Consider the following 24,454-nt stretch of genomic DNA (forward strand, 5'->3'; position numbering starts at 1 on the left):
TTGAAATTTTTAAGGTGAATTCGCGACTATTAATCGTCTGAAAGTGAGGTTTATTCTACCACCTATCGGTTTAACCGTCTTCGAAATGCCGTGTAAATAATGGCTTTGTGTAGCGCCAGCCATAACCAAAAGACTGCCGTGTTCTAGCAAGTGCGTATAGCGCGCCTTCGTCTCTTTATGCTTAAACACAAAAGGACGTGCCTCTCCCAACGTTACAGAGCCAATAACGGGGTTTGGCCCAAGCTCGGGTTCATCATCAGCGTGCAGGCTCATGCTGTCTTGACCGTGTCGGTACCAATTGGCAAGCACACTATTAAAACGGCTGCCGCATGCTGCACTACAATAATCCCGTATATCAGCTAAGGTTGATGTCCACGGGTTAGGCACCATGGTCAGCCCTGAATAGGTATAGGTGCACTGTGGGTCGCCATGCCAGCTCTGTAACCGGGGGATGGGAATAGATTTACCAAACATGCGCAATGAGTCTTGTCTCCACGGCAGTTCGCTTTGCAGGTTATCGAAATACGTATCGGCAGTAGATTGACTGAAAAAGCGAGGATAATACACAACATCCCCCTCAGGCAGTGGCAGGCGTTGAGGCTCTGGCTTATCAGGTTGATTAAAAAGTGAATATTGCATGTCTTCGCCTAGGTCGCTCTTTTATCCAGTTCTATTGAATATGATTTTTCTCTACCGCCAAGGTTATTTACGTGCATTGTACCAATCTGATCATGCTCTTTTTGCTCGCGAAATGTTACCCTACGCCCATTGCTAACTCCAAAGCACGCCAAGGCATGACATACGTCATCGCTGTTGCCGTCAGAATTTTCGCTAATGAATACAGAATTTATCTTTGCAGACCGAAACTTGTCTCTAATTCGCTATCCTGAAAAGCATCAACATGTGAGCTTACAGGCATGGGACAGCGCCGATGAGTTGCTCATCGACCATGTAGAATCACTGCTCAACGACAATGTGGTCTCTACAGACACTGCCCAGTCTCAGCTAATGATTTTTAATGACGACTTTGGTGCATTGGGGTGCTGGTTTGAGCATTTGAATCCACTTTGGGTATCAGACTCTTACATATCTCGACGCTCTTTGCTGGAAAACTTAGGGCGTAATACAATAAGCGCAGAGGCATCGGTAACAGAAACGGCTCCCGTCAATACTATGACCAGCGTTGACAGCTTAACGTTTTCTCCGCAAGCAGCCCCGGCTATTGTGGTACTGAAGGTACCAAGAGCACTTGCGCTTTTAGAGCAGCAGCTTATTGATTTGAAACGTTATATATCTGCTGACACACAAGTGATTGCCGGCGGCAAAGCAAAAGCCATTACCAAATCGGTTCTGGCATTGTTCGAAAAGTACATTGGCCCCACCACCACCTCTCTGGCAAAGAAAAAGTCGCGACTGGTGTTTTCTCGTCCCGACCTTACCCTTCCATCATATCCTTCGCCCTACCCAACTCGATGGGAATGCAAGGGAACCACAGGCGCGAAAATGACGTTAGACAACGAAGCAAATGTGTTTTCACGTCAGTCGTTAGATATTGGTGCCCGTATTATGATGAAACACATGACGGTGAGCAGCAATGATACGGTTGTCGATGTGGGGTGTGGTAACGGCGTTTTAGGTATTAACGCGCTAACACTTGCCCCAGACTGCAAGGTCATTTTTACCGATGAGTCTTACATGGCATTGGAAAGCGCACGTTTAAACGTGTTGACTAACCACCCAGATAAAATAGACCAATGCACCTTTATTGCTACCAACTGCTTGGAAGGCCTTCTTAACGAGCCGAACACGCCTGCGGTCACTAAGGTGTTGTGTAATCCTCCTTTTCATCAACAAAATGTGATCACCGACCACATTGCATGGCAAATGTTTACCGACTCTCGCGACTTATTAGTACGAGGCGGACATCTTGTTGTGGTGGGGAATCGTCACTTGGATTACCACATAAAATTGAAAAAACTGTTTGGTGGTGTTGATATACTGTCAAACGATAAAAAGTTCGTTATTTTTAGCGTCGCTAAACAGTAAGATTATTTAAAGGATTTACTATGCTAAAGAAGATAAACAACATTCTTTCTAGCCTATTAATGGTGTGTGTTTTTTTGAGTGTTAGCCCCCTTGTTGCTGCGAAAAAAGACGATGGATCTCAAATACAGCCTGACAACTATTACCCTCGCGTAAAAATGGAAACCACCATGGGTGATATTGTGGTGGAGTTAGATAGAAGACGCGCTCCTATTACCGCGAATAACTTTTTGCGTTATGTAGATAAGCAGGCTTACAACGACACTATTTTTCACCGTATTGTACCGGGATTTGTGGTGCAAGGTGGCGGCTACACCTCTGATTTCAACGGTAAGTCGAACTTTCCCGATATATTTAACGAATCGGGCAATGGGCTCACTAACGACTTACATACCATTGCACTGGCACGTCAAAACGGCCCTCACACCGCTAACCGTCAATTCTTTTTTAACGTCAATGATAATGAAAGCCTGAACCCTGGACGAGACTGGGGCTATGCGGTGTTTGGCTTAATCGTAGAAGGGTCAGATGTCGTTGATGCTATGTCAGAAGTGGAAACCGAGTACTCAATTCGCTTAAACGCGAACAACGTTCCCATTGAGCCCATCGTGATCAAAAAAGTGACTGTGCTTCCGCCGCTGTAGTCACACTTTTGCATTAAACGCCCTGCATTAAACTTGTCTGTAGCCGGTTTGCGGTAGTCTCTAAAATATATATGCCACCGCCTTGGTTATGCAACTTTCCAAGGTTGGTGGCGTGTGACGCGTTAATTATCAACGTTCCGTCAAATTCCCGTAAAGACGGTATTCATTAGATACACGCCAATTGATAGACACACCAAGCCTAACGTGACCATCGGTATCATCATTGTCGCAACAACTTTTGCCGTTTCTTTGCTCGTATCGTTTTTCTGTTTAGTCATGTCTTAGCCCTCAAGAATTAGGCCTTAATTATACGTGATCGCGACCTGTAGCCTTAAGCGCTAAACCGCTGATTTTGAGACAATAATTTTTAACTTTTGTTTATGAAATGTTAAAGGTAACTGGCTAATTTTTCTGACAAGTGCTCCTTGATGCCATTAAGCCTATAGAAAAGTTGTTATTTTACTAATTGCCCATAAATCTGACAGATGAAAACGACGTCTCTCAAAAACAGTATATTAATCACCGCATTCGCCGTGGGTTTTATTTGGTGCTTTAAAGCTTTTGAACTCAACTTTAACGTCGACCTAAGTTGGCTCGGGGTTTATCCTTTAGCGCTGCATGGTTTGGTTGGAATTATAACAGCGCCCCTTATACACGGCTCATTAGAGCACATTTTCAACAATACATTGCCCATGTTAGTTCTTGGCTCATCTCTCATCTACGGTTACCCAAAAACACGTTGGCGTGTGTTAATAACACTGTGGTTACTATCTGGTATTGGTGTGTGGTTGTTTGGACGCGAAAGCTATCATATTGGCGCTAGCGGTTTAACTCATGGTGTATTTTTTTATCTATTTGTAGTGAGTATATTTCGCAGAGAAAATACCAGTCCGCATAGATACTTATCCACTCAGCGAGACTTAAAATGTTCGTAATCGCGGCGTGTTACCGCAGGTATAGTGGTTCTACATCAAGGTGACACAACAAAGAGTACGGACATTTTAAACTCGCCCTTCGGGAAGGTCTGGCAAGCTCCCTAGCTTCATTCTGGGAATTTGAAAGGGAACAACCATTCCTGCATTCCCACGCTTTGCTAGGAAACTTGCCAGCGCCTTCTGAGGGGGTAATTATCTATGCGGACTGGTATCGTCGTTCAGTCGTGCTTATGATGGTTGCTTTTTTCATGTACGGTGGAATGACGATGAGCATATTTCCCCGCCAAGAAGGGATTTCGTTCGAATACCATTTATTCGGTGCTTTGGCTGGTGTTCTTTGTGCCTGCTTATGGCATTCGCTAGATCCAAAACCGACAGTTAAGGCATATTCTTGGGAAGTAGAACCTAAATCGGAAGACCCTATTATCGGCGATCAGTGGCGTCTTGATGGACAAGCTGAAGAAAATGAGGGGAATATAAAAACTGTGCCGAATGAAAAGGAAAACATGAATGACCAACGTTAAGCCTAATGCATTTGAATTACTGCTAAGAGTTCGATATGCCGAATGCGACCCTCAAAATGTTGTATTTAATGCGCGATATGCTGACTACGCAGACTTAGCCGCTACTGAATTTATGCGAGCGCTAATAGGTGGGTATCAAGCACTAACAAACCAAGGCTTAGATAATCAAGTCGTCAATCTCAATATATCATGGCAAAACTCAGCGAAATTCGACGACATTTTGTGCTTGTCGGTGCATGTCAGCAAAGTTGGCAATACATCTTTTACGATGCAAATTAATATGCTGAATTGGCAAACTAACCACACTGTGGCATCAGCTGAAATTGTCTATGTGATGATCGATTCACTGACATTTAAAAAGAAACCCGTACCCCATGAGTTTAAAGCAACGTTACTGAAAGGAGCCCCAGGAAAAACGATGAACCTGGCAGGGATTGAGCTTTAGTTTTGACGCTTCAACATTAGCTTATCTCGCAGCATCCTAAAGCGACAGCCAGTAAAGCGCCTGGACAGGGAATGACTTATCAAAATACCATCCTTGCCTTTCATACCCTAATTTCGTTAGCAGCGCCTGAGAACGCGTGTTATCTGGATGAGTCATTCCCGTGAGAAAGCGATAACCTTGATTTCTTGCCCATTGAATCACGAGTTCACAGGCTTCTTGGCAAATGCCTCGTCCTCGCGCTTCTGGCAGCAGGGCAAAGCCTAAATCCGGGCAGGTGAATGCGAAGCGATTAAACAGCCCGCAGACTCCTAATGGAAGCGCAGTCTCGCTGTCCTCAATAGCCAGCAGTCCGTAGCCCCATTCTTTGCATTGGGCATTGGTACGGGCAATATAGTCGCAGGCGTCTTCAAGTGAATCGACTCCGCGACTTCCAATGAACTTTACCCACTGAAGGTCTTGCTGCAGTGCTAACACCCATTCTTTGTCGTCAAAGCTGAGCGCCCGCAACCGAACTCGTGTTCCCTGAAACCCTATATTCATCTTAATGACGCCCTAACCGTTTATTACAGGAAAGAAGTTAAGATAGTAGATTATTCGATAAGATGGTGTCTATTTTGTCTTGTATGGTCTTATCTACGTTGGCAGCCCGTGGATATTTAGGCAAGGCTCTGTCGTTAACACGAGGGTGATCCCACAGTGAGGTATGCGTTACAAAATCTGTGGCGGCCTTTTCGCCTGCGTGCTCTAAGCATCCGGCTAAACAAGTATCAACATAAGTTTGGCTTACCGGAAACTCATCATTCGCAGGGCTACAGTGCAATGTCTCACATACCCATAGTGTGCGACCGCTAAGGGCTTCATAAAGGGCTGTTTCGCTATTTATGTCCATTGTAGCGTAGAAGGCAATTTGCTCTGGCGACACTTGCGTAAATCGATAGTCTTTTTCTCGTTCTTGCAGCGCAGGATTGAGCTCGGCGGGGATCAGTTGCGCATTCAGCTTTTTAGCGGCGTTTTTGATTGCCCCAACGTAGGTTTGCTGCTCTTGAATACTTCTTGTTACCCAGGCACGCTCGAACCCATCTACCATTACAGGAATGCCGTAGGTTTTTATACCCGAAAAGCGCTCTCTGCTGTCGCGGCTTAACAAACTTCCATAGCCAAGAACGATATGGGACTCATCGAGCCCGTTTAAATAATTAACAATGTCATGTGCAGAGGGTGCATCAGCGTTGTTCACACTATCTCCTGTATGATTTTATGATGTGACTATTAATAACAGAACTTACTCCTTCGCAACTTAAGTTTACAGCCTCATAGCCCAACATGCTTGCTCTGATTCATTAAGACGAGGTCATAAAAAAAGGCGGTACCTTTTGAGTTTACCTTGATGCGATAACCTCAAAAAGCACCGCCTTTACAGCATCTACCTTATGGCATGTTGCTGTTATTTAGCGATAAACTAAAAACAGCCCATCATTAATGATTAGAACAAGGCTCTTACACCCACGCTGATATTTCTACCTGGTAGCGGCGCTTGGTCTTTAAGGAAAGACGTGTGCACTCGCGCTTCTTCATCAGTCAAGTTATCACCTCGAGCAAACACAACCCAATCGATGCCTTGACTCGCAAATTCATACTGAACGCTGGCGTTTAACAGGGTGTATCCGTCTGTAGCCGTTTCAAAAGACGCGGTATCAGTTTGGTCGTCAACCCAAGTAAAACCAGCATCTGCGCTAAGCCCGCCGTTAACGTAACTTAGCTCACCACCAATTCGCATTGGCGGAGTACGTGGCAAATTGTCGTCTTCTATTTCTGCGCGAATATAATCGGTAAATACGGTCAAACGGAACGCATCATTAAGGTCGAAGTACGCTTGCGCTTCAAGTCCCCAAATGTCGGCGTCGGCTTGCTGGAAGTAGTACACAGGCAAGCCTTCATCGCTGTGCGACTCATGACCTTCTTCATGTTCACCTTCGTGCTCACCTTCAAGTTCTCCGCCGTGATCATCATCGTGCTCTTCGTCGTGTTCATCACCATGTTCTTCATGCTCAGATAACGCGATTAGGCCCGTGTTAGTTTGGAAAACATAGTTGTCGGCTTGGTTATAAAACAAAGAAACGCTATAGCCCCAATCGCCAGTAAACTTGCGGAAGGTAACGTCTAAATTAGTGCTAACTTCTTCAGTCACCCCTTTTAAGTTTTCTTCAATATGGCCTTCTTCGTCCAAGTCGAATACAAGTCCAACTTCATAACTTTCTGTTGCCAAATGCTGACCGGCAGAAAATAGTTCCTGCTGACTCGGAGCACGTTCGCTTCTAGAAAGCGTAATCGCTACTGACTGGCCGTCGGTGTACTCCCAGTTCGCACCTGCAGAAAGGGATACTGCTGTGAAGTCATATTCTGGGAACGTAAACTCTGTACCGTGAGCTTCATGCTCTTCGCCTTCATGTTCCTCACCTTCGTGTTCTTCGCCTTCGTGCTCTTCACCCTCGTGATCTTCGTCATGATACACATCAAGCTCTACTTCACTGTCTGCAACATCAATAGAGGTTGATTCTAAACGACCACCAATTTCAAACGTTACATCACCCACTTTCTTTTGCTCAATGAGGTACAACGAAAAGCTGTCTGTCACGTTAGCTGGCGTAAACGCCTCTTCACCCACAGCGGTGTAATCGCTTGATGTAAACTGTAGACCAAACACACCGTGCCAGCCTGCCACTTCTTCATGATAAGCCGATAGGCGAATATCAGTAGACTCGTTGGTAAACACAGTTCCCGGCATGCCGTCTTCTATTTCAGCGTGCTCGTAATCGGTGTAGGCAGCGGCGAATTTCAGGTTAGTTAGCCCTTTAATTGGCGAGTGCCACTCACCTGCGGCTTGGTAACGAGTCATATCGACATCGAGCAGCACGCCTTCTTCTTCGTGCATGTGCTCTTCGTCGTGCTCTTCATCGTGAGAATCGTCTAAGCCTTCATCATGGTCTTCATCGTGTTCGTCGCCATGACCGTGACTGTGCCCTGGAACACCATATTCGTTATCGAGCTTTTCAACGGCGAAACCGAAATAGCCTTCCTCGGCAACGTAAGAAAGCCCAGCAACAATGTTAGTTGTCTCCATGGCACTGCTCTCTAATTCGCCGCTTTCCTCGTCATCATCTGGCTCTAGAGATGCAAAACCCGGAATGTCTGCGTTTTCTGTATCACGGATAAAACCGTCAACATGCCAAACAAAGTTACCTTGTCCGCCAGTTACGTCACCACGGGTATATTTACCTTCGTTTACGGTGCTGTAGCTTGCTTCGACTTCCCCCTCAACACCGTCTACTTGGTATTGCGGTATGCGCTTATCAACAACGTTAACTACACCGCCAATTGCACCACTTCCATATTGAAGTGTTGCCGGGCCGCGAAGCACTTCAACCTGAGTCGCACTTGCCAACGTGGTGGCCACGTTGTGATCTGGACCAACGCGAGACACGTCAGATACATCCAAGCCGTTTTGTACAATTTTTACTCGTGGGCCATCGTTGCCACGAATGATAGGGCTGCTTGAAACAGGACCAAAATAGGTACTGTGTACCCCTGGGGTATTCTTAAGCGTTTCACCAAGAGTAGGCGCTTCAATTTTGCGAAGTTTTTCAGCACCAATAACAGTAACAGGCGTTACTGACTCAAGCACAGATGACTGCAGGGCTGTTGCCGTCACTACAATGTTTTCTACCGACGCAGACTGTAATACAAAGTCAGCTTTCTGATCGCTACTCACATCACCAAGGTCGTTATCACCATGAATGTAGTCGCTTGAATAAACATGTAAATGGATATGAGGTTGCTTTACATCGTTAAAACGATAGATGCCGTTTTCGTCGGTAACTGCTACGCGGCGCGTGCCTTCAATTTTAACTTCCGCGCCTTCTACTGGTTTGCCTGACGTATCAGTGACAGTTCCCGTCACTGTGGTTGCTAAAACCGGAGCGCTGAGTAATCCCGCTATCGTAATGCTTAGTAACGAACGCATTTTCATTATTTTCCTCTACTGAGTGTCTTTAGCTGTGATTTTACCGTTTCTACGGCATTGCCAATGAGTGTGCTTGAGCAATATGTGATGTTATAACATTTTTCAGCATACGGGTTATAAAGTCAACAGCAAATAATCGCAGCAAAGCAGCCATTAGCCGATGAAGCGTGTTGAAGTGTTTACGCATAGACGAGGTTTCTTAGAAGGGATTTCGAAAGAAGCAGAACTAAAGGCGCCAGGGACGGGGGCAATGGACGCGTTAAGGAGAGCACCTCAACAAGACCAACTTATGCTTGAGTGGGAGAATGAATGACCAAGGATTAGCCTTTCCTTCATTGAAATAGAAGACTGTAGTGTGTAAGCCTGTGCTTTACTCTATTTTGCTAGGCGCGGCTAACGGGAAAGTTAATGACTTCTTGAATGTGTGAGGCGCCGACTTGCAACATCAACAGTCTGTCTATGCCAAGGGCAACCCCTGCGCAATTTGGCAGACCCGACTCTAGCGCCTGCAAAAAGTGCTCATCGATAGGTTTTTCTGGCAACCCTGACAACACGCGCTTTTTATTATCTTGATTAAACCTCTCTCGCTGCTCAGCGGGTTCACTCAGTTCATTGAACCCGTTAGCTAGTTCAACACCTTTAAAATACACTTCAAAGCGCTCGGCAACGCGACTGTCAGACGGACTTATTTTCGCCAGTGCTGCTTGTGAGGCAGGAAAGTTATAGACAAAACACGGCGCTTTCAGGCCTATTTTAGGTTCAATGCCATAGGAAAACAGAAGCTGCAGCTGACTGTCTCTTGATAAACTCTCCATGCCATCAATATCAATACCGCATTCGAGCATTTTTTGATGAATTGAGCTTGTTGGGCTGGTAAGCGGGTCTATGCCAAGATGAGTGATAAACGCATTTTGGTAAGTGATCATTTCACTATCAGTTGTTGCGCCTAACACCTCATGTAAAAGGGCATCTACTTCTTTCATAAGCATGAAGTGGTCAAAGCCTGGTCGATACCATTCCAGCATGGTGAATTCAGGGTTGTGCCACCGCCCTTCCCCTTCATGACGAAATGCTTTGCCAATTTGATAAATGGCACCGCTTTGTGCACATAACAGCCGCTTCATTGCATATTCAGGCGATGTTTGAAGAAACAAAGAAACGGGCTTTCCCGTATTAGCGTACAAAAATTCAGTGCTAAACCCGTCGATATGCTCATCGGTAACAGTTCCGCCAGATAGCACTGGGGTTTCTACTTCAAGAACGTCAAGGCTGTGGAAAAACGCCCTTATTTGACGAAGTAATTCAGCTCTCGCCACTCTGGTTTTGTGGGTGGTGGTAGGTTGCCAAGATTGCTCATGTTTCATAGTCGCACCAACGCTTTTAAGAAGAAGATGAAAGCCATAAATTAAAAAACCGGTACGTGAACATACCGGTTTTTGAACGTTGCTAGTAACTCGCTTTTTGGCAATGTTACTGATTATTAAGCGATGCTTTTTTAAGTATGACTTATTTAAACGCTACTTATTTAAACTCTACTTATTTTTGAACTCGTGACACGTATTCGCCAGAGCGTGTATCTACACGAATAACTTCGCCTGTCTGAACGAACAAAGGTACACGTACAACGGCACCTGTAGTCAGCGTTGCAGGCTTACCACCGGTTCCAGCTGTATCACCCTTAAGACCTGGGTCAGTTTCAGTAATTTCTAACTCTACAAAGTTAGGCGGCGTTACCGTAATTGGAGCTCCGTTCCACAGCGTAATAGTACAAACGTCGTTTTCTACCAACCACTTAATATTCTCACCTACCGCTTTTTCATCAGCCGCGATTTGTTCGAATGTATCATTGTTCATAAAGTGGTAGAATTCGCCGTCGGTGTATAGATAGGCCAGCTCAGTATCCATAACGTCTGCGCCTTCTACGGATTCACCAGAGCGGAACGTTTTTTCTAAAACTTTTCCTGAAATAAGCTTGCGAATTTTCACGCGGTTGAACGCTTGGCCCTTACCAGGCTTTACATATTCGTTTTCTAAAATGTTGCAAGGTTCGCCATCCAGCATGATTTTCAGGCCGCCTTTGAACTCGTTAGTGCTGTAATTAGCCATAATTCCTCTGTCTAAACATAAGGTGCAAAAAGTTTCGTGGAACAAATAATACCTAAAAAAGCGATTTCTGTAGAGCATAACTGGCAAAAAGAATTATCAAAAAGCTTTACGGACCCCTCGAAGCTGCTTAGTTATTTGCATTTAGATGAAAAAAACTACTTACAGCACATAAAAGCACGACGCTTATTCCCAATGCGCGTACCCCGCCATTTTGTGAATTTAATGGAAAAAGGAAACCCTAACGATCCACTGCTACTGCAAGTTATGCCGTTGAGTGATGAGTTTTTAACGTCACCGCATTACAACGAAGACCCCTTAGAAGAGCATGACACTGCAGGTAAAGGACTATTGCATAAGTACGACTCTCGCGTGTTGCTCATGGTTCGCACCGGGTGCGCAGTAAACTGCCGATATTGCTTTAGACGTCACTTCCCTTACGCAGATAATGCCGTTAGCAAAGCGCAGTGGACAGACACATTATCGTACATTGCCAATAACCCAAACATTAACGAAGTCATTTTTTCTGGTGGCGATCCATTAATGGCAAAAGACGATCTTTTAGCGTGGTTGGCGTCAGAAATTGCAGCAATCGAACACGTGAAACGCCTTCGTATTCACACGCGATTACCTGTGGTATTACCCGAGCGAATTTGTAGTACCTTTGAAGATTGGTTTGCCGAGCTACCCATTCAAAAAGTATTAGTGCTTCACGCGAATCATGAAAATGAAGTCTCAAATGAATTAGTCGATGTACTGGCACCGCTTCGAGGCAAAGGCGTGACCCTGTTAAATCAATCTGTATTGTTGAAAGGAATTAATGACAGTGCTGATGCCATTTGCGCGCTGAACGAGCGGCTTTTTGAAGCAGGCGTATTACCTTATTACTTGCATGTACTCGACAAGGTACAGGGGGCGAGTCATTTCTATGTGAGTGATGACGATGGGAGGGCTATTATGGAGCAAGCGATAAAGCGCCTGCCGGGATTCTTAGTGCCCAAACTCGTAAGAGAAATTGGGGGACAACCCGGCAAAACGCCTATCGACTTACATTTGCATCCCTGACCTACGCGAAAGTATCAATATTAGCGCCTAACGCGGGGTTTGAAGAGGATGCTTTTGGTACGTCAGCGGCTGATTCCAGCAACTGAAGCGACGCTTTTCCCTCTTGTTCTTGTTGGCCTTTTGCCAACTTAAGAGAAGCCAATTCAAGCGAAGCACCGGACGCTGCAGAGGCGTTTGCACCTTGTAGTTCCATACCGTTTTCCTTTGTTGCTTGTAGCAAAGTGAAAAAATGGGCAAAATTGCCCACCTTAGAGTGTATCGGCAAAAACCGTCGAAACTTTAATCAGTTTTTGAATCAATTTTACATTAAGCAATTAAAGGCGTTTTCATGCAAGAAATGCAAACCGTAAATCAACAACTTCAAGAGACCATGCAAACGCTTTACCGAAAGGCCGTGGATGCAGACCAAGCATTAGACGTGTTGCAGCAGGATAAGAAAGGTAAATTTTCTGCCGTATTTGCCTCTGACAGTGGCTTTACAACGTCGTCGAAGCGCTTTGTTCCCTATGTAGAAGAAATAGCGTTAGATTGGCAAGCCATGAAAGACATGAACGAAGAGCAAACAAAAGCAGCACTTGCTCCGCTAGTGAAGAAAATAGAGTTAGCGCTTATCACCGTTACCCAATTTCAACAAAGCCTTGCAGGTAAGCCAAAGGAATAACGCTTACCTGTGCTTACTTAGTTTGGCGAAAATATCTATACCTCATTGGCCCATTGTCCGCAAAAAGCCAGTTTAGCTAGCGGCTAACGTACCCATGAGCCACACTTGGTTATTGGCTAGTTGACGGATAGTCAGCATAAAGCGGAATGCGCTTTATGCGCTGCTTTAACCTTTCCACCTCACGTAAATACGCGTCGCTATCTACACGTCCATACTGCTCAGTAAAAGCTTGCTTACTGAGCCCTTCTGGCACATCGTCAATAGCAGGAATAATGTCACTCTCACTGCGAATTCGGGCTAGCGCATTTTGAACGCTTTCGGCGTGTACTGGTGATGCGGCGCTTTGGGCAAAAGCCGTGCCGGACATATCGGCAACTAAATCAACAAAGCTGTACCCAGAACCACCAGCCCCGCGGTCCATCAATTCTTTAAATTCACCAATGGCAAAGGACATACTTTGCTCTGATAAAAGCTCTAGTGCTGCGGATATAATAAAGTGTCGCGCTAAATCGTTGCGATTATGCAAAACGGCGCCAGAACGAGGGCGAAGGGCTTTGTCTTTATCAGGCTGAATGTCACCCACGAGATTTCCAACTCTGTGGTGCCCCACATAAGCGGCTAGCGCGAGAATTACCGCTTTATTGTGCAGTACCGCTTGAGCAGCCGATGCGCTTTGCTCGCGGGCTCTAGCCATGCCTTCACGCAAGTATTCAGTCAGAGATACCGGACTTGTAGATAAGGCGATTTCCCTACCCGAAATATACCTGAGGTAGTAGGCAGTAAGCGTTTGCAGCTCGGTTTCTTCATCAAAAGATAAGTTGGATGCTACCGTATTTAGCTCCACAAGCAGCGTATCTAGACGCCCTACGTCCAACGTTAGCTCGCCTGGCTGCATAGACACTTTCTCTACGCGACTAAGAGCAATTGAGGCAATTTCTGTATCGGTGTAGCTATTTACAGCATATTCGATCATGTCGAGTAAGAGGCTACCAGGAATACTCAAACTTCCCACTTGCACATGTTCTATGCGCAGGCTGTCGCCGGGTAATACTAGGGCCGACGCATTAAAGAAGTAGCCCGTATCTTTCAGCGCATAGGTAACACTTACCGTTCCGCCCATCGAAGTAATATTAACCTGCCCTTTAAACTCTGGCAGCGCGCGCTGCAACACGCCTACCAAGCTCTCTACCTGGGTTTCACTTAAAGTTAATTGATGGCCTTCTTCACGGCGGGAGAAAGCACGTTTTAGCTGGCTGAGCAATACATTCACACTGTCGGCCCCATCAAGCTGGCTTGATGCACTACTTGAGACCAGCGGTGTAGTTTGAATGGCCATTACAGTGAGCGTTGTCGCGCCTACAAGCACAAGAAAAACAACTATAGCTAAACCAATAAAAAACCATTTTAAAAATCGCAAGATCATATTCGTGGTAGTAAACCTTTACTAATCGTGACACGGGGAGCTGACGTGTAATGCATCTGAATCAATGGAGTAGAGCTTGCTTCAATGCAGGCAGCAGTTGATTGCTATACGTTACCATACACGCGTTTTTTACACGCGGTGATAAATTCCTTTTTTCTGATAATATCAAAAATTATCGCATCATTTTATTTGCGCGCTTCTTTATTTGCGAGCTACTCTAATTACGCACTACTCTATTTACGCATTAGTGTATTCACGCACTACTTTGCCCATTATTAAAACCTATTTTGGGCGCTGTGTATCAACAAATAACGTGCTAATTCGTAACGCAATGTTACCAGTTTACGGCAATAGTGCTGATGGTAGCTCCCGTTAATAGCCCCCTTCTATAGAAAACGCAATGCTGTGAGCGATAAAAAACCTTCACTGAATCGCAAACTCAGTAGTAATGCCTTTGGCTGCGTGGCGTCGTAATACCAGTCCGCATAGATAATTGCTCACTCAGAAGGCGCTGGCAAGTTTCCTAGCAAAGCGTGGGAATGCAGGAATGGCTGCTCCCTTTCAAATTCCCAGAATAAAGCTAGGAAACTTGCCAGACCTTCCCGAAGGGCGAGTTTAAAATGTCCGTACTCTTTGTTGTGTCACCTTGATGCAGAACCACTGCACCTGCGGTAACACGCCGCGATTACGAACATTTTAAGTCTCGCTGAGTGGGTAACTATCTATGCGGACTGGTATAATTAACAAAAAGGCCCAACGCGTTAGCGTCAGGCCTTTTACTCAGTATATCTATGTGAGTTTTAGTCTTAGTAAATAGGCAGTACCGAAACCGATTCAGGTGCAGTGAAAGACGCACTGTAACTAGGCGCTATATCGCCAGAGTCTGCGTTCAAAATATTATCGAATCGCAAGATAGCGCCGTTCGATTTTTCTGCCACATACACATGTCCGTTGCTTAGCATTAAATCAACGGGGTTCCCAAGCATTGACGATGGGCCGGCGATATTTACCGATACGTCAGTAATGCCGTCTGCTGACTGCGCTCCTGAAATAACATAAAGCTTGCCGTCGGTAGCGTCTGCCGCGCTGCCTACATCGGAGATGACCAAGCTATCGCTTTGGCTATCATAGTCGATGCCGTGTATGTTAGTAGGCGCTGAAAACGCAGTACCACTACTTGCCGGTACAATCAGTCTGTCTTCTCCTGTCAGCACAGATTCACCACTATTCAAGCGTCGTACTACTTCCTCAAACACAGCAACCGTGCCGTTTGTTAGCGCTAAGTAAGCGCTGTCAGTTGCTGGGTCATAATCTACATCCCATGGGCGAGCGCCATTTGATGCTTCAAGGGTTAACAGCGGCGCTACATCACCCGATGCGCAAGGTGAAAAAACGCGTACAGCAGGTGTTGTTTCATTCACGTCGGCAACAAAAACAAGGCCCTCTGTTGATGCAATATCAAGCCCTTTAGGGGCAATAAGCCCGGTATTCGCGCCCGCTATCATATGATCGTAGCTATCGCTGTACATCATGCCATCGCGACTTGAGGCGAGTCGATTTACCACTAACAGCCCGCCTGTTGATGTATCTGGGTTGTCGAAGGTAATAACGCCATCGCCTTGCGATGTATATGACGCACTTTCTATGCTCATGCTGCTATCAAAGCTGCGTAATTCGCTGCCTAAAAGCGCACTAAGTTGTGCAACCTGCCCTGTGGTATCGCCTTCTGCAGATGGATTACTCGATGCAGAAAGCCCTGAGATTGGCATGGTGGTTATACCGTCATCCGATGCATCCCACTTCACCATTGCGTCAGTAAACTCAACAAGCGATTCTGGCTTAACAGATGGTGTAGAAAGCGTTGGCGCAACATCGCCACTCGCACCGGTGAAGATATTTGAAAAGACCAAAATTGCGTCATTCGATTTTTCGGCAACACGAAGGTCAGAGCCCGATAAAATGATATCAACAGGGTTACCTAATTGCGTGCTAGCGCCGCCCACTACTCTTGTGGGGATTACCATGCCATCAGCAGATGCTGCACTTTCAATAACAAACAACTGCCCATCGTCAGCCACACTTGCATCACCCACATCTGACACCACGAGTCGATTAGACATTGCTTCATACACAATACCGTGAAGATTGATTGAAATTTGGTTGCCGTCGGCATCTGATGGAACAATGGTTCTGGTTACCGTTGGCGCAAAACCAGAAGACGTGACATCGTCATACACGGCAACTGTGCCGTCGGTTAACGCCACAAACAAGCGGTCAGCGTCTTCATCAAATGCTAAGTCCCAAAGGCGAGCAGAGGTCATAATTTCGGCAACAGGCGCTACGTTTCCTGCAGCTTGACCGCCGAAAACACTAATTCGTTGACCATTAAAGTCGGCAGCCATGACAAGGCCGGCTTCTTCAGCAAATACAATACCTTTAGGGTTTACTAGGCCAGTTTCTGCCCCGGTGATGTCGTGACCAAAGTTTGCATCGAAGTCGCTGTTTCCTGTAAATGAACAAAATGAGCGAATAAGAGGAAGGTCGCTATCTCCTGCTTGGAACAGCGTATTGCTTTGAGATAACGCAACGCCTTCATTGGCGCCGGTTGATACTGTGTTAATAACACTGGCGTTTTGATCTACCGTCGATACGGTATTGCGATTGCTATCGCCATTATTAGCCACTAAAAAAGTCGCCGCTGCAAAACCTGGGCTTCCGTCTTGTCCTGGCGCGCCGTCTTGACCATCGGCGCCATTTACGCCGTCAACGCCATCTGCACCATCATCACCGTTACAGGCTGATAGAGAAAACACAACTGCCGCTGCAAGAAGTGAAAGTTTGATATTGCGCTGTGAAGTATTTGATAAATCCATAACCGTCTCCGTTGTCTTTTTGATGTAGTGACGTTGTACTGCTCACGTTCTATTCAAAAAGCCAAACGACCGAAGATAACGATTGGATGCAACAAATATTAAAAAAAAGATAAAAAAAAGCACATCGCTGTGCTTTCTTTTTATAAGGCTCTGAAACCAGAGCGTGTTGAACTTTGCTGTACGAGTTTTGGGCTACAGCACGACTTCAGCCATATTCCCCTTACTTTCAAGCCATGTTTTTCTATCGCCTGAGCGCTTTTTCGCTAACAGCATATCCATCAATTCCATCATGTCTTCAGCGTCGTCAATAGTGAGCTGAACGAGGCGACGGGTATTAGGGTCCATGGTGGTCTCGCGAAGCTGGAGCGGATTCATCTCCCCTAGCCCTTTAAAACGCTGTACGTTTACTTTGCCGCGCTTTTTCTCTGCTTCGATACGATCTAATATGCCCTGCTTTTCACTTTCATCCAGCGCATAAAACACCTCTTTGCCCACATCTATGCGAAACAAAGGAGGCATAGCAACGTAAACGTGACCTTGGTTTACTAGCGTTCTAAAGTGCATTACAAAAAGCGCACATAGCAAGGTAGCAATGTGCAGTCCATCTGAGTCGGCATCTGCCAGGATACAAATTTTACCATAACGCAACCCAGACAAATCTGTTGAGTCTGGGTCGATACCCAAAGCCACTGATATGTCGTGAATTTCTTGGGACGCCAACACCTGAGAAGAGTCGACTTCCCAACTGTTAAGAATTTTACCTCGAAGGGGCATAATTGCTTGGAACTCACGATCGCGCGCTTGCTTGGCAGAGCCACCCGCAGAATCCCCTTCCACCAGAAACAATTCTGAATGGTTAATATCTTGTGATGAACAGTCGGTAAGCTTTCCGGGTAATGCTGGGCCCTGAGTCACTTTTTTACGCGCGACTTTTTTGGTTTGACGCAACCGACGCTGAGCATTATTAATGCACATTTCAGCAAGGGCTTCGGCAACGTCCGTATGCTGGTTTAGCCATAAGCTAAACGAGTCTTTCACTACGCCAGACACAAAAGCACTAGACTGGCGAGAAGATAACCGCTCTTTCGTTTGTCCAGCAAATTGAGGGTCCTGCATTTTTGTCGATAAAATATAGGCACAGCGGTCCCAAATATCATCAGGGGATAGCTTTACGCCACGTGGCATCAGGTTTCTGAATTCACAAAACTCGCGCATCGACTCCAGCAGGCCTTGGCGCATTCCGTTCACGTGAGTACCACCTTGAGCGGTTGGAATAAGATTCACATAGCTTTCTGTAATAAGGTCACCGCCTTCTGGCAGCCACATCACAGCCCAGTCAGCCCCTTCAGTGTTGCCTTTAAAGCTACCGACAAACGGCGTATCAGAGGGTAGCGTTTCGAATGCTTCCACCGCTTGATAAAGATAATCTTTCAAGCCGTCTTCGTAATACCACTCTTGGCTTTCTTTTGAAATTTTGTTGTCAAAACGAATGCGAAGACCTGGGCTTAATACGGCTTTAGCCCGCAGGTTGTGCAGCAATCGACTGACAGAAAACTTGGCAGAATCAAAGTATTGAGAGTCTGGCCAGAAGTGTACCCGCGTACCTGTGTTGCGCTTACCGCAGGTGTCGATAATCTGAAGGTCTTCTACCTTGTCGCCATTTTCAAAGGCAATTTGATACACGTTGCTATCACGGCGAATAGTGACCTCAACACGATGGGACAGTGCATTAACTACCGAGATACCAACACCGTGTAACCCGCCCGAAAAAGCATAGTTTTTATTTGAAAACTTACCACCGGCATGCAGCTTACACAGAATTAGCTCTACCCCAGACACACCCTCTTCAGGGTGAATATCTACAGGCATGCCGCGACCGTCATCAATCACTTCTAAAGACTGATCTTCATGCAAGATAACTTTGATATTAGACGCATGACCAGCAAGCGCTTCATCCACACTGTTATCGATAACCTCTTGCCCTAAATGGTTAGGACGTGAAGTATCGGTGTACATACCAGGGCGGCGTTTAACCGGGTCGAGGCCATTTAAGACTTCAATAGCATCTGAATTATATTGATTTGACATAGTTATGATTATTATTTAAGCCAGAAACATGAGTAAACGTACGCAGAGTTCATCTGCAACGCAAGGTAAAAAGATGGTAGCAGGGCGATTTAATCCTGGCAACGACGTTGACCCGTTGCCGCCCCTACTCTCTATTCATATATCTTAATCGAGAAGGAAATCTGCAATGCCAGGTAAATGATTTTCATAACCCACAAAGCTGTGATCTCCCCCTTCCTCTATGACTAATTCGCTTAGGGCGTACTTTGCGGCGGCCAATCTATAGTCGAGGGTTTCATCATCGGTTTGCAGCAACACCTTATACGCTTTTTGCTCGCTCAGCGTGTTGGCATCTAGTGCTCTAATCACATCAATATCGGATGCTTCAATAGTAAACTTTTCACCGCTGTAAGGATTAACATGAGGGCCGATAAACTGCTGAAGCAGTTCGTAAGGTCGCACTGCTGGGTTAATCAACACAGCTCGCCCCGAATACTTTTCAATTAAAAACGTGGACAAATAGCCGCCCATTGAACTACCAATGACTTTAAGGCCGTTGGTTAAAAGCGCTGGCGTTTGCTCAATTAACGCGGTGAGCTGTGCTTCTACCTTACTCGGAAAATTAGACAGCGCAGGAATATGAACCTGAACGTCTGGATGATGGGCAGCAAAATAGTCTTTGGTTGCCTGCGCCTTAACCGATGATGGAGAACTTAGAAATCCATGAAGATACAAAATGTGCTGCATGTTGCGTCCCTGTTTGTACAATAAAGTGGTGTTTGTTGAATGTTATTTTTAAAATATGCTTTGGTAAAAAGCCGTCTTATGTAAAAGACATACTCTTTTTTATTGCGATTAACTTAGTCTTTTAATACTCACCGAGGCCTCGCCATCGTCATAAAGACAAATCTGATGATACCCAGGCTGTTCGTTACTCACACCGAAATCAGCTTGCATTGCCCATTGCCAGCAGCTTGAGGGGCACCCGAAACTATTAACGTTGTCTCTGCCTACTTGCTGCCTAAGTGGAGAGTGCACGTGCCCGTGAATAATATGGTTTATTACCTTCACACTATCTAGCCACTCAATTAAACGTTCTGCATTCACTAAGTTATGCTTATCCATCCAACTATTTGACGGCAAAATATGATGATGAAGGGCAAGCAAATGATGTTGATGCGTTTGAGCGCTAAGCGCGCGTTCAATGCATGTGAGCTCAAGGGTGTCTATTTCTCCCTGCGCTCCTTTGGCCATTTGCTTTGGCCGAGTATCTAGGCCGTGAATACACCAATTGCCAATATGAAGTGGTGAGTCAGCCAACAGCATGTGTGGTGCTAAATATTCGTCATAATGGGGGTTTGCGTCGTGGTTACCAGCAATGACATACCAAGGTACATCCACAAAGCGTTCCATTAAATCGAGAAAATGGGTATAGCTTGCAGGGGAGTCATCGCCACTGATATCACCGGTAACTAACACCACATCAGCCGCATCTGGTGACACTTTTTCCGTATTGCCGCTTTGGGCTAGCTGCCTAAGAAGGCGTTCTAACGAATGATAGGGAGAAATACCGCCATAGCCCTTTCTTGAAGTGTCTTGCAATAAATGGCAGTCGCTAAACTGTATTACTGTTTTCACGCTTCAGAGGTTACCCTTGGTGTGTGTTTTAAACAAAAATCTAACCACTCAGCCAGAAAGATGTTCACCATCTGCTTCTCGTTTCGCTGGCGCATCTTCAAATTAGGATACTCATAAGAAGGCTCTAGCGCGCCCGTATTTTGGCTATTAATCACTTCAGCCAGTCTGGCGTCATGGTACAAACGCACTGTCATCGACGGAGTTAAGTAATCCGGCATGTCTTTTGTGGTTTGCTTGATACTTAACGAGCTGGTGTAGCGAGATGACTCAACTATTTTAATTTCGTACGCTAAATGCTTACCAATCGAGAAACGATAGCTCAAGTCTTCCGTATCGCAATCGGGCAAAATACGCAGAATGTGCGCATAGTTCACCTCGCATACTGCCTGCATGGTAGGAAGATGAGGAATGTATTTTCGTTGTGTACGATAAGTCACGGTGTTTTCCACTGCTCTAGAAGTTGAGTTTTATGCATGAAGAACCATTGTAGCGCAATTAACGCCGCAGCGTTGTCTATGCGACCAGTTTCCAGCCATTCAAGTGCGGTATTTTCTTTGACTCGATGCACCTTGATATCTTCAGACTCAGTTTCTAAGCCGTGTATACCCTGTGCCTTAGTGGCATCTGTCTTCGCTATAAAAATATGTAACCTTTCTGTTGTGCCGCCCGGACTCGATAAATAACTTAATGCTTTGGTAAGATTATCGAGCTCTATTCCCGCTTCTTCCATCGATTCCCGATGACAAACATTTTCTTCAGTTTCGCCCTCGTCAATCATGCCGGCAATAATTTCTATCAACCAAGGGCTTGAAGACGTTGGCAATGCCCCAATTCTTACTTGCTCAATAAGTACAAACTCTTGGGTTATTGGATCATAAGGCAACACACCGACGGCATGGCCACGCTCAAAAATTTCGCGGCTGACCAAATCGCTCCATTCGCCGTTGAAGCATTTGTGCCTAAAAATGTATCGATTCATGGTGAAAAAACCGCGGTAAACTGGGCTAACTTCGGTAATTTCAACGTCATTTGAGGTAAACGAAAGGATTTCCTTGCTCATTTGCTGACACTTATGGTTCAAATAGATTTATCATGTAGTCTACATTTGCACACCACACATGTATACGCGTGATAAACGCCGTATTTTAGATGTACAAATAACAGAAAACTCAAGTTACAAGTCGTTTATATAAAAATAATGAGCGTGGGTAGATCACATATTCTGTTACAGTTAAAGCAATACTGTTACGAGTTTGGACTTTCGGTTTGTGGTTGATTTTTCATACACTTGGTTTTAACAGGTCGGTGCGATACTTTACAGTGAACACAGTAAGCCGACACAACTCGAACACTACAGGAATACGTAAGCATGAAACGAACACTTCTATCGCTGGTAATCGGCATGTCGATAACCACGGGCGCGATCGCTGATGACCTAATGCAGGTTTATCAACAAGCACTCGCCAACGACCCGCTGGTAAACCAAGCGAAAGCGCAACGCAATGCAGCGTTCGAAGGGATAAGCATTAGCAGAGCTAATCTTCTTCCTCAAATTTCAGGCTCAGTAGCCTACAACACCTCAACGTCTGAGCGCGCTCAAACCTTAGGTTCGAACGCTGATAATTTACAAATTGTTGTGTTTGAAACCGACGTAGACAGCTACAGCTATGGCTTACAAATGTCGATGTCGCTGTATGATCATGCGAATTGGCTTGGTTTAAACCGCGCTGAGAAAGTTGCGGAACAAAGCGATGCACAGCTTGCATCCAGCATTCAAGACGTTATTGTTCGTACCGTTACCTCTTATTTTGGCGTGCTGCGCGCCAGAGACAACGTTGAATTTGTTGGCGCAGAAAAGCGCGCTATAGAGCGTCAGTTAGAGCAAACTCGCCAGCGCTTTGAAGTTGGACTAACAGCAATTACTGATGTGCACGAAGCACAGGCAAACTACGACCGTACAGTAGCGCAGGAAATTCAGGCTAAAAACGAACTTGAATTCGCACTAGAAGCTCTTCGCGTCATCACCGGTAAATACCACGATAAGCTGTTTGGCCTAAACACAGAGAATTTCTCTGCGACTATGCCAACGCCAGCTAACGTGACGAACTGGCTAGAAACTGCTGAAGAGAAAAACCTTGCGTTGCTTGTAAATCGCTTCGCAATGGATATCGCAAAAGAAGATATTTCCATTGCTCGCTCAGGGCACCTTCCAACGCTTTCGTTATCTGCGAATGCCACAAGAAGCAAAGATGAGATTGAAAACCCGGTATTGCAGTTTGAAACGCCATACCTAGACAGCCAGTCAATCAATGTGTCGCTTAACGTACCCATTTACCAGGGCTCACGAGTCACCTCTCAAACAGACCAGGCTAAATTTAACTATGTTGCAGCTAGTCAGGCGACAGAACAGACTTATCGTCAAACCGTACAATCAGTTCGTAGCTCGTTTAACAACGTAAAAGCGTCTATTTCGACCATACGTGCGTTAGAGCAATCTGTTGTGTCTGCAGACAGTGCGTTGAAAGCTACCGAAGCCGGGTTCGATGTAGGTACACGTACGGTTGTTGACGTACTAGACAGTACTCGTAACTTGTTTGATGCACAGCGTAACCTTGCTGGCGCTCGCTACGACTTTGTACAGTCAGTGATTACGCTTAAGCAGGCAGCGGGAACGTTAACAGCAGAAGATGTTGAAATGATTAACCGCGGCCTTAAGCCTGTGGACATGTCATCAGACAGCTAAGTTAGCTACGCCTGTAGATTTAGCAAGACAATCAAGGGTAGCGATATGCTACCCTTTTTAATGCCTTAAAAAGCGCTGTGTCATTTCAAACCTAATATCAGTGCTACAAAGACGACCTAGCAATGTTAAGCCATCCTAGCAATTTTTCTTGCAACACGGGTCTCACATCATCGATGATACTGCCCGCCTTATTTTGGATAGATAAAGCGACTAATATAGTGCTCCCGTGATTGGCTCGCCCAAGCTGGCTCATTGCGTAACATTGAGCGGCGAATATAAGCACTAAAACTAGCCACTAATTAACTTTAACTTTGTTTTACTTCGAGTGATTTTTAAAGATGCAAGCCTCTGTACTACAGAATAAATTTGAACGCATAAGAGCCAATAAGTGGTTCGAAATATTTGTTGTTAGCGTCATTGTGGTTTCAGCCCTTTTGGTAGGCGCTAAAACCTATGAATTGCCCACCGGCATGGCTTCAGTCACGGTTTTTCTCGACTGGTTTATTAGTGCGTTTTTTCTTACTGAAATTACCATTCGCTTTCTTGCAGAAAAGCGGAAAATGCATTTTTTCAAAAGCTTTTGGAATTGGTTCGACACCCTCATTGTCATCATAAGCTTAATACCAGCCGATGACGCAGAGCTTGCGCTTATCGCGCGTCTAGTCAGAGTATTTAGGGTGCTTAGAATGATATCCATCATTCCAGAGCTGCGTATTCTTCTTGTGTCGTTAGTTAAAGCGCTACCCCAGCTTGGTTACGTTATGCTGCTGATGTTTATTATCTTTTATATCTATGCAGCCATCGGAAGCACCTTGTTCGAAAACATTAACCCCGTGTTGTGGGGCGATATCACCATATCCATGCTCACGTTATTTAGGGTAATGACCTTCGAGGATTGGACCGATGTAATGTACGAAACGCAAGAGGAATACCCGCTAAGCTGGATCTACTATCTCACGTTTATCTTCTTCACGGCCTTCGCGTTTCTCAACATGGTCATTGGTATTGTGGTGAACGTAATGGAGCGAGAAAACGAAAAAGCGCGAGCAGAAAAACAAGCCGAGCTTCTCGCCGAGCTAGAAGCACAAGGTAATGTTGAACCAACCCTAAAAGACGTCATGGCCGAACTTAACGAGATTAAGGCGCAGCTCAAACAGGGTGATAAATAGTAAACGTTGGTTGTAAGCGGTTGACTGCTAATGGCTTTCACCCTTAGCTATGCTTATTGCCAAGAGACAAAAAGCCACGTTTATTACGTGGCTTTTTTAG

At 45.5% G+C, this 24,454-nt stretch carries 25 protein-coding genes; 10 read left to right on the forward strand and 15 right to left on the reverse strand.

From position 1 onward, the window contains the following. Positions 1-9: 9 nt before the first annotated feature. A complete protein-coding gene (locus O9X84_RS08835) occupies positions 10-639 on the reverse strand; it encodes an alpha-ketoglutarate-dependent dioxygenase AlkB family protein (RefSeq protein WP_269519340.1) in 630 nt (209 codons plus the stop codon). Between the two features lie 195 nt (positions 640-834). Here O9X84_RS08835 and O9X84_RS08840 point away from each other — a divergent pair, with 195 nt between their 5' ends. Together O9X84_RS08840 and O9X84_RS08845 are read left to right on the forward strand one after the other, a co-directional pair. After that, entirely contained in the window at positions 835-2,046 is a 1,212-nt protein-coding gene (locus tag O9X84_RS08840; RefSeq protein ID WP_269519341.1) for a methyltransferase, read from the forward strand. Between the two features lie 59 nt (positions 2,047-2,105). Next, positions 2,106-2,687, forward strand: a complete 582-nt coding sequence (locus tag O9X84_RS08845) for a peptidylprolyl isomerase (RefSeq protein WP_269519414.1) — start codon at positions 2,106-2,108, stop codon at positions 2,685-2,687. A 140-nt stretch (positions 2,688-2,827) separates the two neighbouring features. Here the strand turns inward: O9X84_RS08845 and O9X84_RS08850 are convergent, their stop codons facing one another. Then, positions 2,828-2,965 carry a hypothetical protein gene (locus O9X84_RS08850; RefSeq protein ID WP_269519342.1) on the reverse strand — a complete coding sequence of 46 codons (138 nt, stop codon included), beginning with the start codon at positions 2,963-2,965 and terminating at the stop codon, positions 2,828-2,830. Between the two features lie 207 nt (positions 2,966-3,172). Here O9X84_RS08850 and O9X84_RS08855 point away from each other — a divergent pair, with 207 nt between their 5' ends. The 3 genes from O9X84_RS08855 (at position 3,173) to O9X84_RS08865 (ending at position 4,591) form a co-directional block, all read left to right on the forward strand. Further along, positions 3,173-3,622 carry a rhomboid family intramembrane serine protease gene (locus O9X84_RS08855; protein WP_269519343.1) on the forward strand — a complete coding sequence of 150 codons (450 nt, stop codon included), beginning with the start codon at positions 3,173-3,175 and terminating at the stop codon, positions 3,620-3,622. 230 nt (positions 3,623-3,852) lie between these two features. Further along, positions 3,853-4,146, forward strand: a complete 294-nt coding sequence (locus tag O9X84_RS08860) for a rhomboid family intramembrane serine protease (protein ID WP_269519345.1) — start codon at positions 3,853-3,855, stop codon at positions 4,144-4,146. After that, positions 4,133-4,591 carry an acyl-CoA thioesterase gene (locus O9X84_RS08865; protein WP_269519346.1) on the forward strand — a complete coding sequence of 153 codons (459 nt, stop codon included), beginning with the start codon at positions 4,133-4,135 and terminating at the stop codon, positions 4,589-4,591. Before O9X84_RS08860 ends, O9X84_RS08865 begins: the two co-directional genes overlap by 14 nt. 36 nt (positions 4,592-4,627) lie before the next feature. On the opposite strand, the gene O9X84_RS08870 is transcribed toward O9X84_RS08865, so the two are convergent. The 3 genes from O9X84_RS08870 to O9X84_RS08880 form a co-directional block, all read right to left on the reverse strand. Further along, positions 4,628-5,131 (reverse strand): GNAT family N-acetyltransferase, encoded by a 504-nt coding sequence (locus O9X84_RS08870; protein ID WP_269519348.1) that lies wholly within the window; start codon positions 5,129-5,131, stop codon positions 4,628-4,630. A 37-nt stretch (positions 5,132-5,168) separates the two neighbouring features. After that, a complete protein-coding gene (locus O9X84_RS08875) occupies positions 5,169-5,828 on the reverse strand; it encodes a gamma-glutamylcyclotransferase (RefSeq protein ID WP_269519349.1) in 660 nt (219 codons plus the stop codon). 246 nt (positions 5,829-6,074) lie between these two features. After that, positions 6,075-8,618 (reverse strand): TonB-dependent receptor, encoded by a 2,544-nt coding sequence (locus O9X84_RS08880; protein ID WP_269519351.1) that lies wholly within the window; start codon positions 8,616-8,618, stop codon positions 6,075-6,077. A gap of 154 nt (positions 8,619-8,772) precedes the next feature. On the opposite strand from O9X84_RS08880, the gene O9X84_RS08885 reads away from it, so the two are divergent. Then, positions 8,773-8,925 carry a hypothetical protein gene (locus O9X84_RS08885; protein ID WP_269519352.1) on the forward strand — a complete coding sequence of 51 codons (153 nt, stop codon included), beginning with the start codon at positions 8,773-8,775 and terminating at the stop codon, positions 8,923-8,925. 70 nt (positions 8,926-8,995) lie between these two features. Here O9X84_RS08885 and epmA read toward each other — a convergent pair whose 3' ends face one another. Then, entirely contained in the window at positions 8,996-9,976 is a 981-nt protein-coding gene (gene epmA, locus O9X84_RS08890) for an elongation factor P--(R)-beta-lysine ligase (protein ID WP_269519353.1), read from the reverse strand. A 172-nt stretch (positions 9,977-10,148) separates the two neighbouring features. Continuing rightward, positions 10,149-10,718 (reverse strand): elongation factor P, encoded by a 570-nt coding sequence (efp, locus tag O9X84_RS08895; protein ID WP_269519354.1) that lies wholly within the window; start codon positions 10,716-10,718, stop codon positions 10,149-10,151. 36 nt (positions 10,719-10,754) lie between these two features. On the opposite strand from efp, the gene epmB reads away from it, so the two are divergent. After that, the gene (gene epmB / locus O9X84_RS08900) at positions 10,755-11,780 is read left to right on the forward strand and encodes an EF-P beta-lysylation protein EpmB (protein ID WP_269519355.1); all 1,026 of its coding nucleotides are present in this window, start codon (positions 10,755-10,757) and stop codon (positions 11,778-11,780) included. 1 nt (position 11,781) lies between these two features. On the opposite strand, the gene O9X84_RS08905 is transcribed toward epmB, so the two are convergent. Beyond that, positions 11,782-11,973: a hypothetical protein gene (locus O9X84_RS08905; RefSeq protein WP_032095683.1), complete on the reverse strand. Its 192-nt coding sequence runs from the start codon at positions 11,971-11,973 to the stop codon at positions 11,782-11,784. Positions 11,974-12,117: 144 nt separating this feature from the next. Between O9X84_RS08905 and O9X84_RS08910 the strand changes: the two genes are divergently transcribed. Next, entirely contained in the window at positions 12,118-12,441 is a 324-nt protein-coding gene (locus tag O9X84_RS08910; RefSeq protein ID WP_269519415.1) for a hypothetical protein, read from the forward strand. Positions 12,442-12,550: 109 nt separating this feature from the next. On the opposite strand, the gene O9X84_RS08915 is transcribed toward O9X84_RS08910, so the two are convergent. The 7 genes from O9X84_RS08915 to nudF all read right to left on the reverse strand — a co-directional run bounded on the left by O9X84_RS08915 (position 12,551) and on the right by nudF (position 21,502). After that, a complete protein-coding gene (locus tag O9X84_RS08915) occupies positions 12,551-13,777 on the reverse strand; it encodes a hypothetical protein (RefSeq protein ID WP_269519356.1) in 1,227 nt (408 codons plus the stop codon). A gap of 893 nt (positions 13,778-14,670) precedes the next feature. Then, complete coding sequence (locus O9X84_RS08920) at positions 14,671-16,737, reverse strand: hypothetical protein (protein WP_269519358.1); 2,067 nt, start codon at positions 16,735-16,737, stop codon at positions 14,671-14,673. Positions 16,738-16,929: 192 nt separating this feature from the next. Then, a complete protein-coding gene (gene parE, locus O9X84_RS08925; RefSeq protein WP_032095680.1) occupies positions 16,930-18,825 on the reverse strand; it encodes a DNA topoisomerase IV subunit B in 1,896 nt (631 codons plus the stop codon). A gap of 144 nt (positions 18,826-18,969) precedes the next feature. Then, positions 18,970-19,551, reverse strand: a complete 582-nt coding sequence (locus O9X84_RS08930; protein ID WP_269519359.1) for a YqiA/YcfP family alpha/beta fold hydrolase — start codon at positions 19,549-19,551, stop codon at positions 18,970-18,972. Positions 19,552-19,659: 108 nt separating this feature from the next. After that, a complete protein-coding gene (locus O9X84_RS08935) occupies positions 19,660-20,442 on the reverse strand; it encodes a metallophosphoesterase (protein WP_269519360.1) in 783 nt (260 codons plus the stop codon). Next, positions 20,439-20,834: a DUF1249 domain-containing protein gene (locus O9X84_RS08940; RefSeq protein WP_269519417.1), complete on the reverse strand. Its 396-nt coding sequence runs from the start codon at positions 20,832-20,834 to the stop codon at positions 20,439-20,441. Before O9X84_RS08940 ends, O9X84_RS08935 begins: the two co-directional genes overlap by 4 nt. Before the next feature lie 41 nt (positions 20,835-20,875). After that, a complete protein-coding gene (nudF, locus tag O9X84_RS08945; RefSeq protein ID WP_032095676.1) occupies positions 20,876-21,502 on the reverse strand; it encodes an ADP-ribose diphosphatase in 627 nt (208 codons plus the stop codon). A 309-nt stretch (positions 21,503-21,811) separates the two neighbouring features. Here nudF and tolC point away from each other — a divergent pair, with 309 nt between their 5' ends. Beyond that, positions 21,812-23,185: an outer membrane channel protein TolC gene (gene tolC / locus O9X84_RS08950; RefSeq protein ID WP_269519362.1), complete on the forward strand. Its 1,374-nt coding sequence runs from the start codon at positions 21,812-21,814 to the stop codon at positions 23,183-23,185. 338 nt (positions 23,186-23,523) lie between these two features. Then, positions 23,524-24,354 (forward strand): ion transporter, encoded by an 831-nt coding sequence (locus O9X84_RS08955; RefSeq protein ID WP_269519363.1) that lies wholly within the window; start codon positions 23,524-23,526, stop codon positions 24,352-24,354. The last annotated feature ends 100 nt before the right edge of the window (positions 24,355-24,454 follow it).

The sequence above is a fragment of the Alteromonas sp. BMJM2 genome (assembly GCF_027257845.1).
Classification (GTDB): domain Bacteria; phylum Pseudomonadota; class Gammaproteobacteria; order Enterobacterales; family Alteromonadaceae; genus Alteromonas.

Excerpts from the sequence above, each read along its gene's own strand:
- O9X84_RS08840 (WP_269519341.1), top strand. The coding sequence starts at position 835 with ATGAATACAGAATTTATCTTTGCAGACCGAAACTTGTCTCTAATTCGC.
- O9X84_RS08865 (WP_269519346.1), top strand. The coding sequence starts at position 4,133 with ATGACCAACGTTAAGCCTAATGCATTTGAATTACTGCTAAGAGTTCGA.
- O9X84_RS08940 (WP_269519417.1), bottom strand. The coding sequence starts at position 20,834 with ATGCAGGCAGTATGCGAGGTGAACTATGCGCACATTCTGCGTATTTTG.
- efp (WP_269519354.1), bottom strand. The coding sequence starts at position 10,718 with ATGGCTAATTACAGCACTAACGAGTTCAAAGGCGGCCTGAAAATCATG.
- O9X84_RS08855 (WP_269519343.1), top strand. The coding sequence starts at position 3,173 with ATGAAAACGACGTCTCTCAAAAACAGTATATTAATCACCGCATTCGCC.
- tolC (WP_269519362.1), top strand. The coding sequence starts at position 21,812 with ATGAAACGAACACTTCTATCGCTGGTAATCGGCATGTCGATAACCACG.
- O9X84_RS08870 (WP_269519348.1), bottom strand. The coding sequence starts at position 5,131 with ATGAATATAGGGTTTCAGGGAACACGAGTTCGGTTGCGGGCGCTCAGC.
- O9X84_RS08860 (WP_269519345.1), top strand. The coding sequence starts at position 3,853 with ATGATGGTTGCTTTTTTCATGTACGGTGGAATGACGATGAGCATATTT.
- O9X84_RS08885 (WP_269519352.1), top strand. The coding sequence starts at position 8,773 with ATGAAGCGTGTTGAAGTGTTTACGCATAGACGAGGTTTCTTAGAAGGG.
- O9X84_RS08955 (WP_269519363.1), top strand. The coding sequence starts at position 23,524 with ATGCAAGCCTCTGTACTACAGAATAAATTTGAACGCATAAGAGCCAAT.
- O9X84_RS08850 (WP_269519342.1), bottom strand. The coding sequence starts at position 2,965 with ATGACTAAACAGAAAAACGATACGAGCAAAGAAACGGCAAAAGTTGTT.
- O9X84_RS08930 (WP_269519359.1), bottom strand. The coding sequence starts at position 19,551 with ATGCAGCACATTTTGTATCTTCATGGATTTCTAAGTTCTCCATCATCG.
- O9X84_RS08920 (WP_269519358.1), bottom strand. The coding sequence starts at position 16,737 with ATGGATTTATCAAATACTTCACAGCGCAATATCAAACTTTCACTTCTT.
- O9X84_RS08880 (WP_269519351.1), bottom strand. The coding sequence starts at position 8,618 with ATGAAAATGCGTTCGTTACTAAGCATTACGATAGCGGGATTACTCAGC.
- O9X84_RS08915 (WP_269519356.1), bottom strand. The coding sequence starts at position 13,777 with ATGGCCATTCAAACTACACCGCTGGTCTCAAGTAGTGCATCAAGCCAG.
- O9X84_RS08905 (WP_032095683.1), bottom strand. The coding sequence starts at position 11,973 with ATGGAACTACAAGGTGCAAACGCCTCTGCAGCGTCCGGTGCTTCGCTT.
- O9X84_RS08835 (WP_269519340.1), bottom strand. The coding sequence starts at position 639 with ATGCAATATTCACTTTTTAATCAACCTGATAAGCCAGAGCCTCAACGC.
- epmA (WP_269519353.1), bottom strand. The coding sequence starts at position 9,976 with ATGAAACATGAGCAATCTTGGCAACCTACCACCACCCACAAAACCAGA.
- O9X84_RS08910 (WP_269519415.1), top strand. The coding sequence starts at position 12,118 with ATGCAAACCGTAAATCAACAACTTCAAGAGACCATGCAAACGCTTTAC.
- O9X84_RS08845 (WP_269519414.1), top strand. The coding sequence starts at position 2,106 with ATGGTGTGTGTTTTTTTGAGTGTTAGCCCCCTTGTTGCTGCGAAAAAA.
- parE (WP_032095680.1), bottom strand. The coding sequence starts at position 18,825 with ATGTCAAATCAATATAATTCAGATGCTATTGAAGTCTTAAATGGCCTC.
- nudF (WP_032095676.1), bottom strand. The coding sequence starts at position 21,502 with ATGAGCAAGGAAATCCTTTCGTTTACCTCAAATGACGTTGAAATTACC.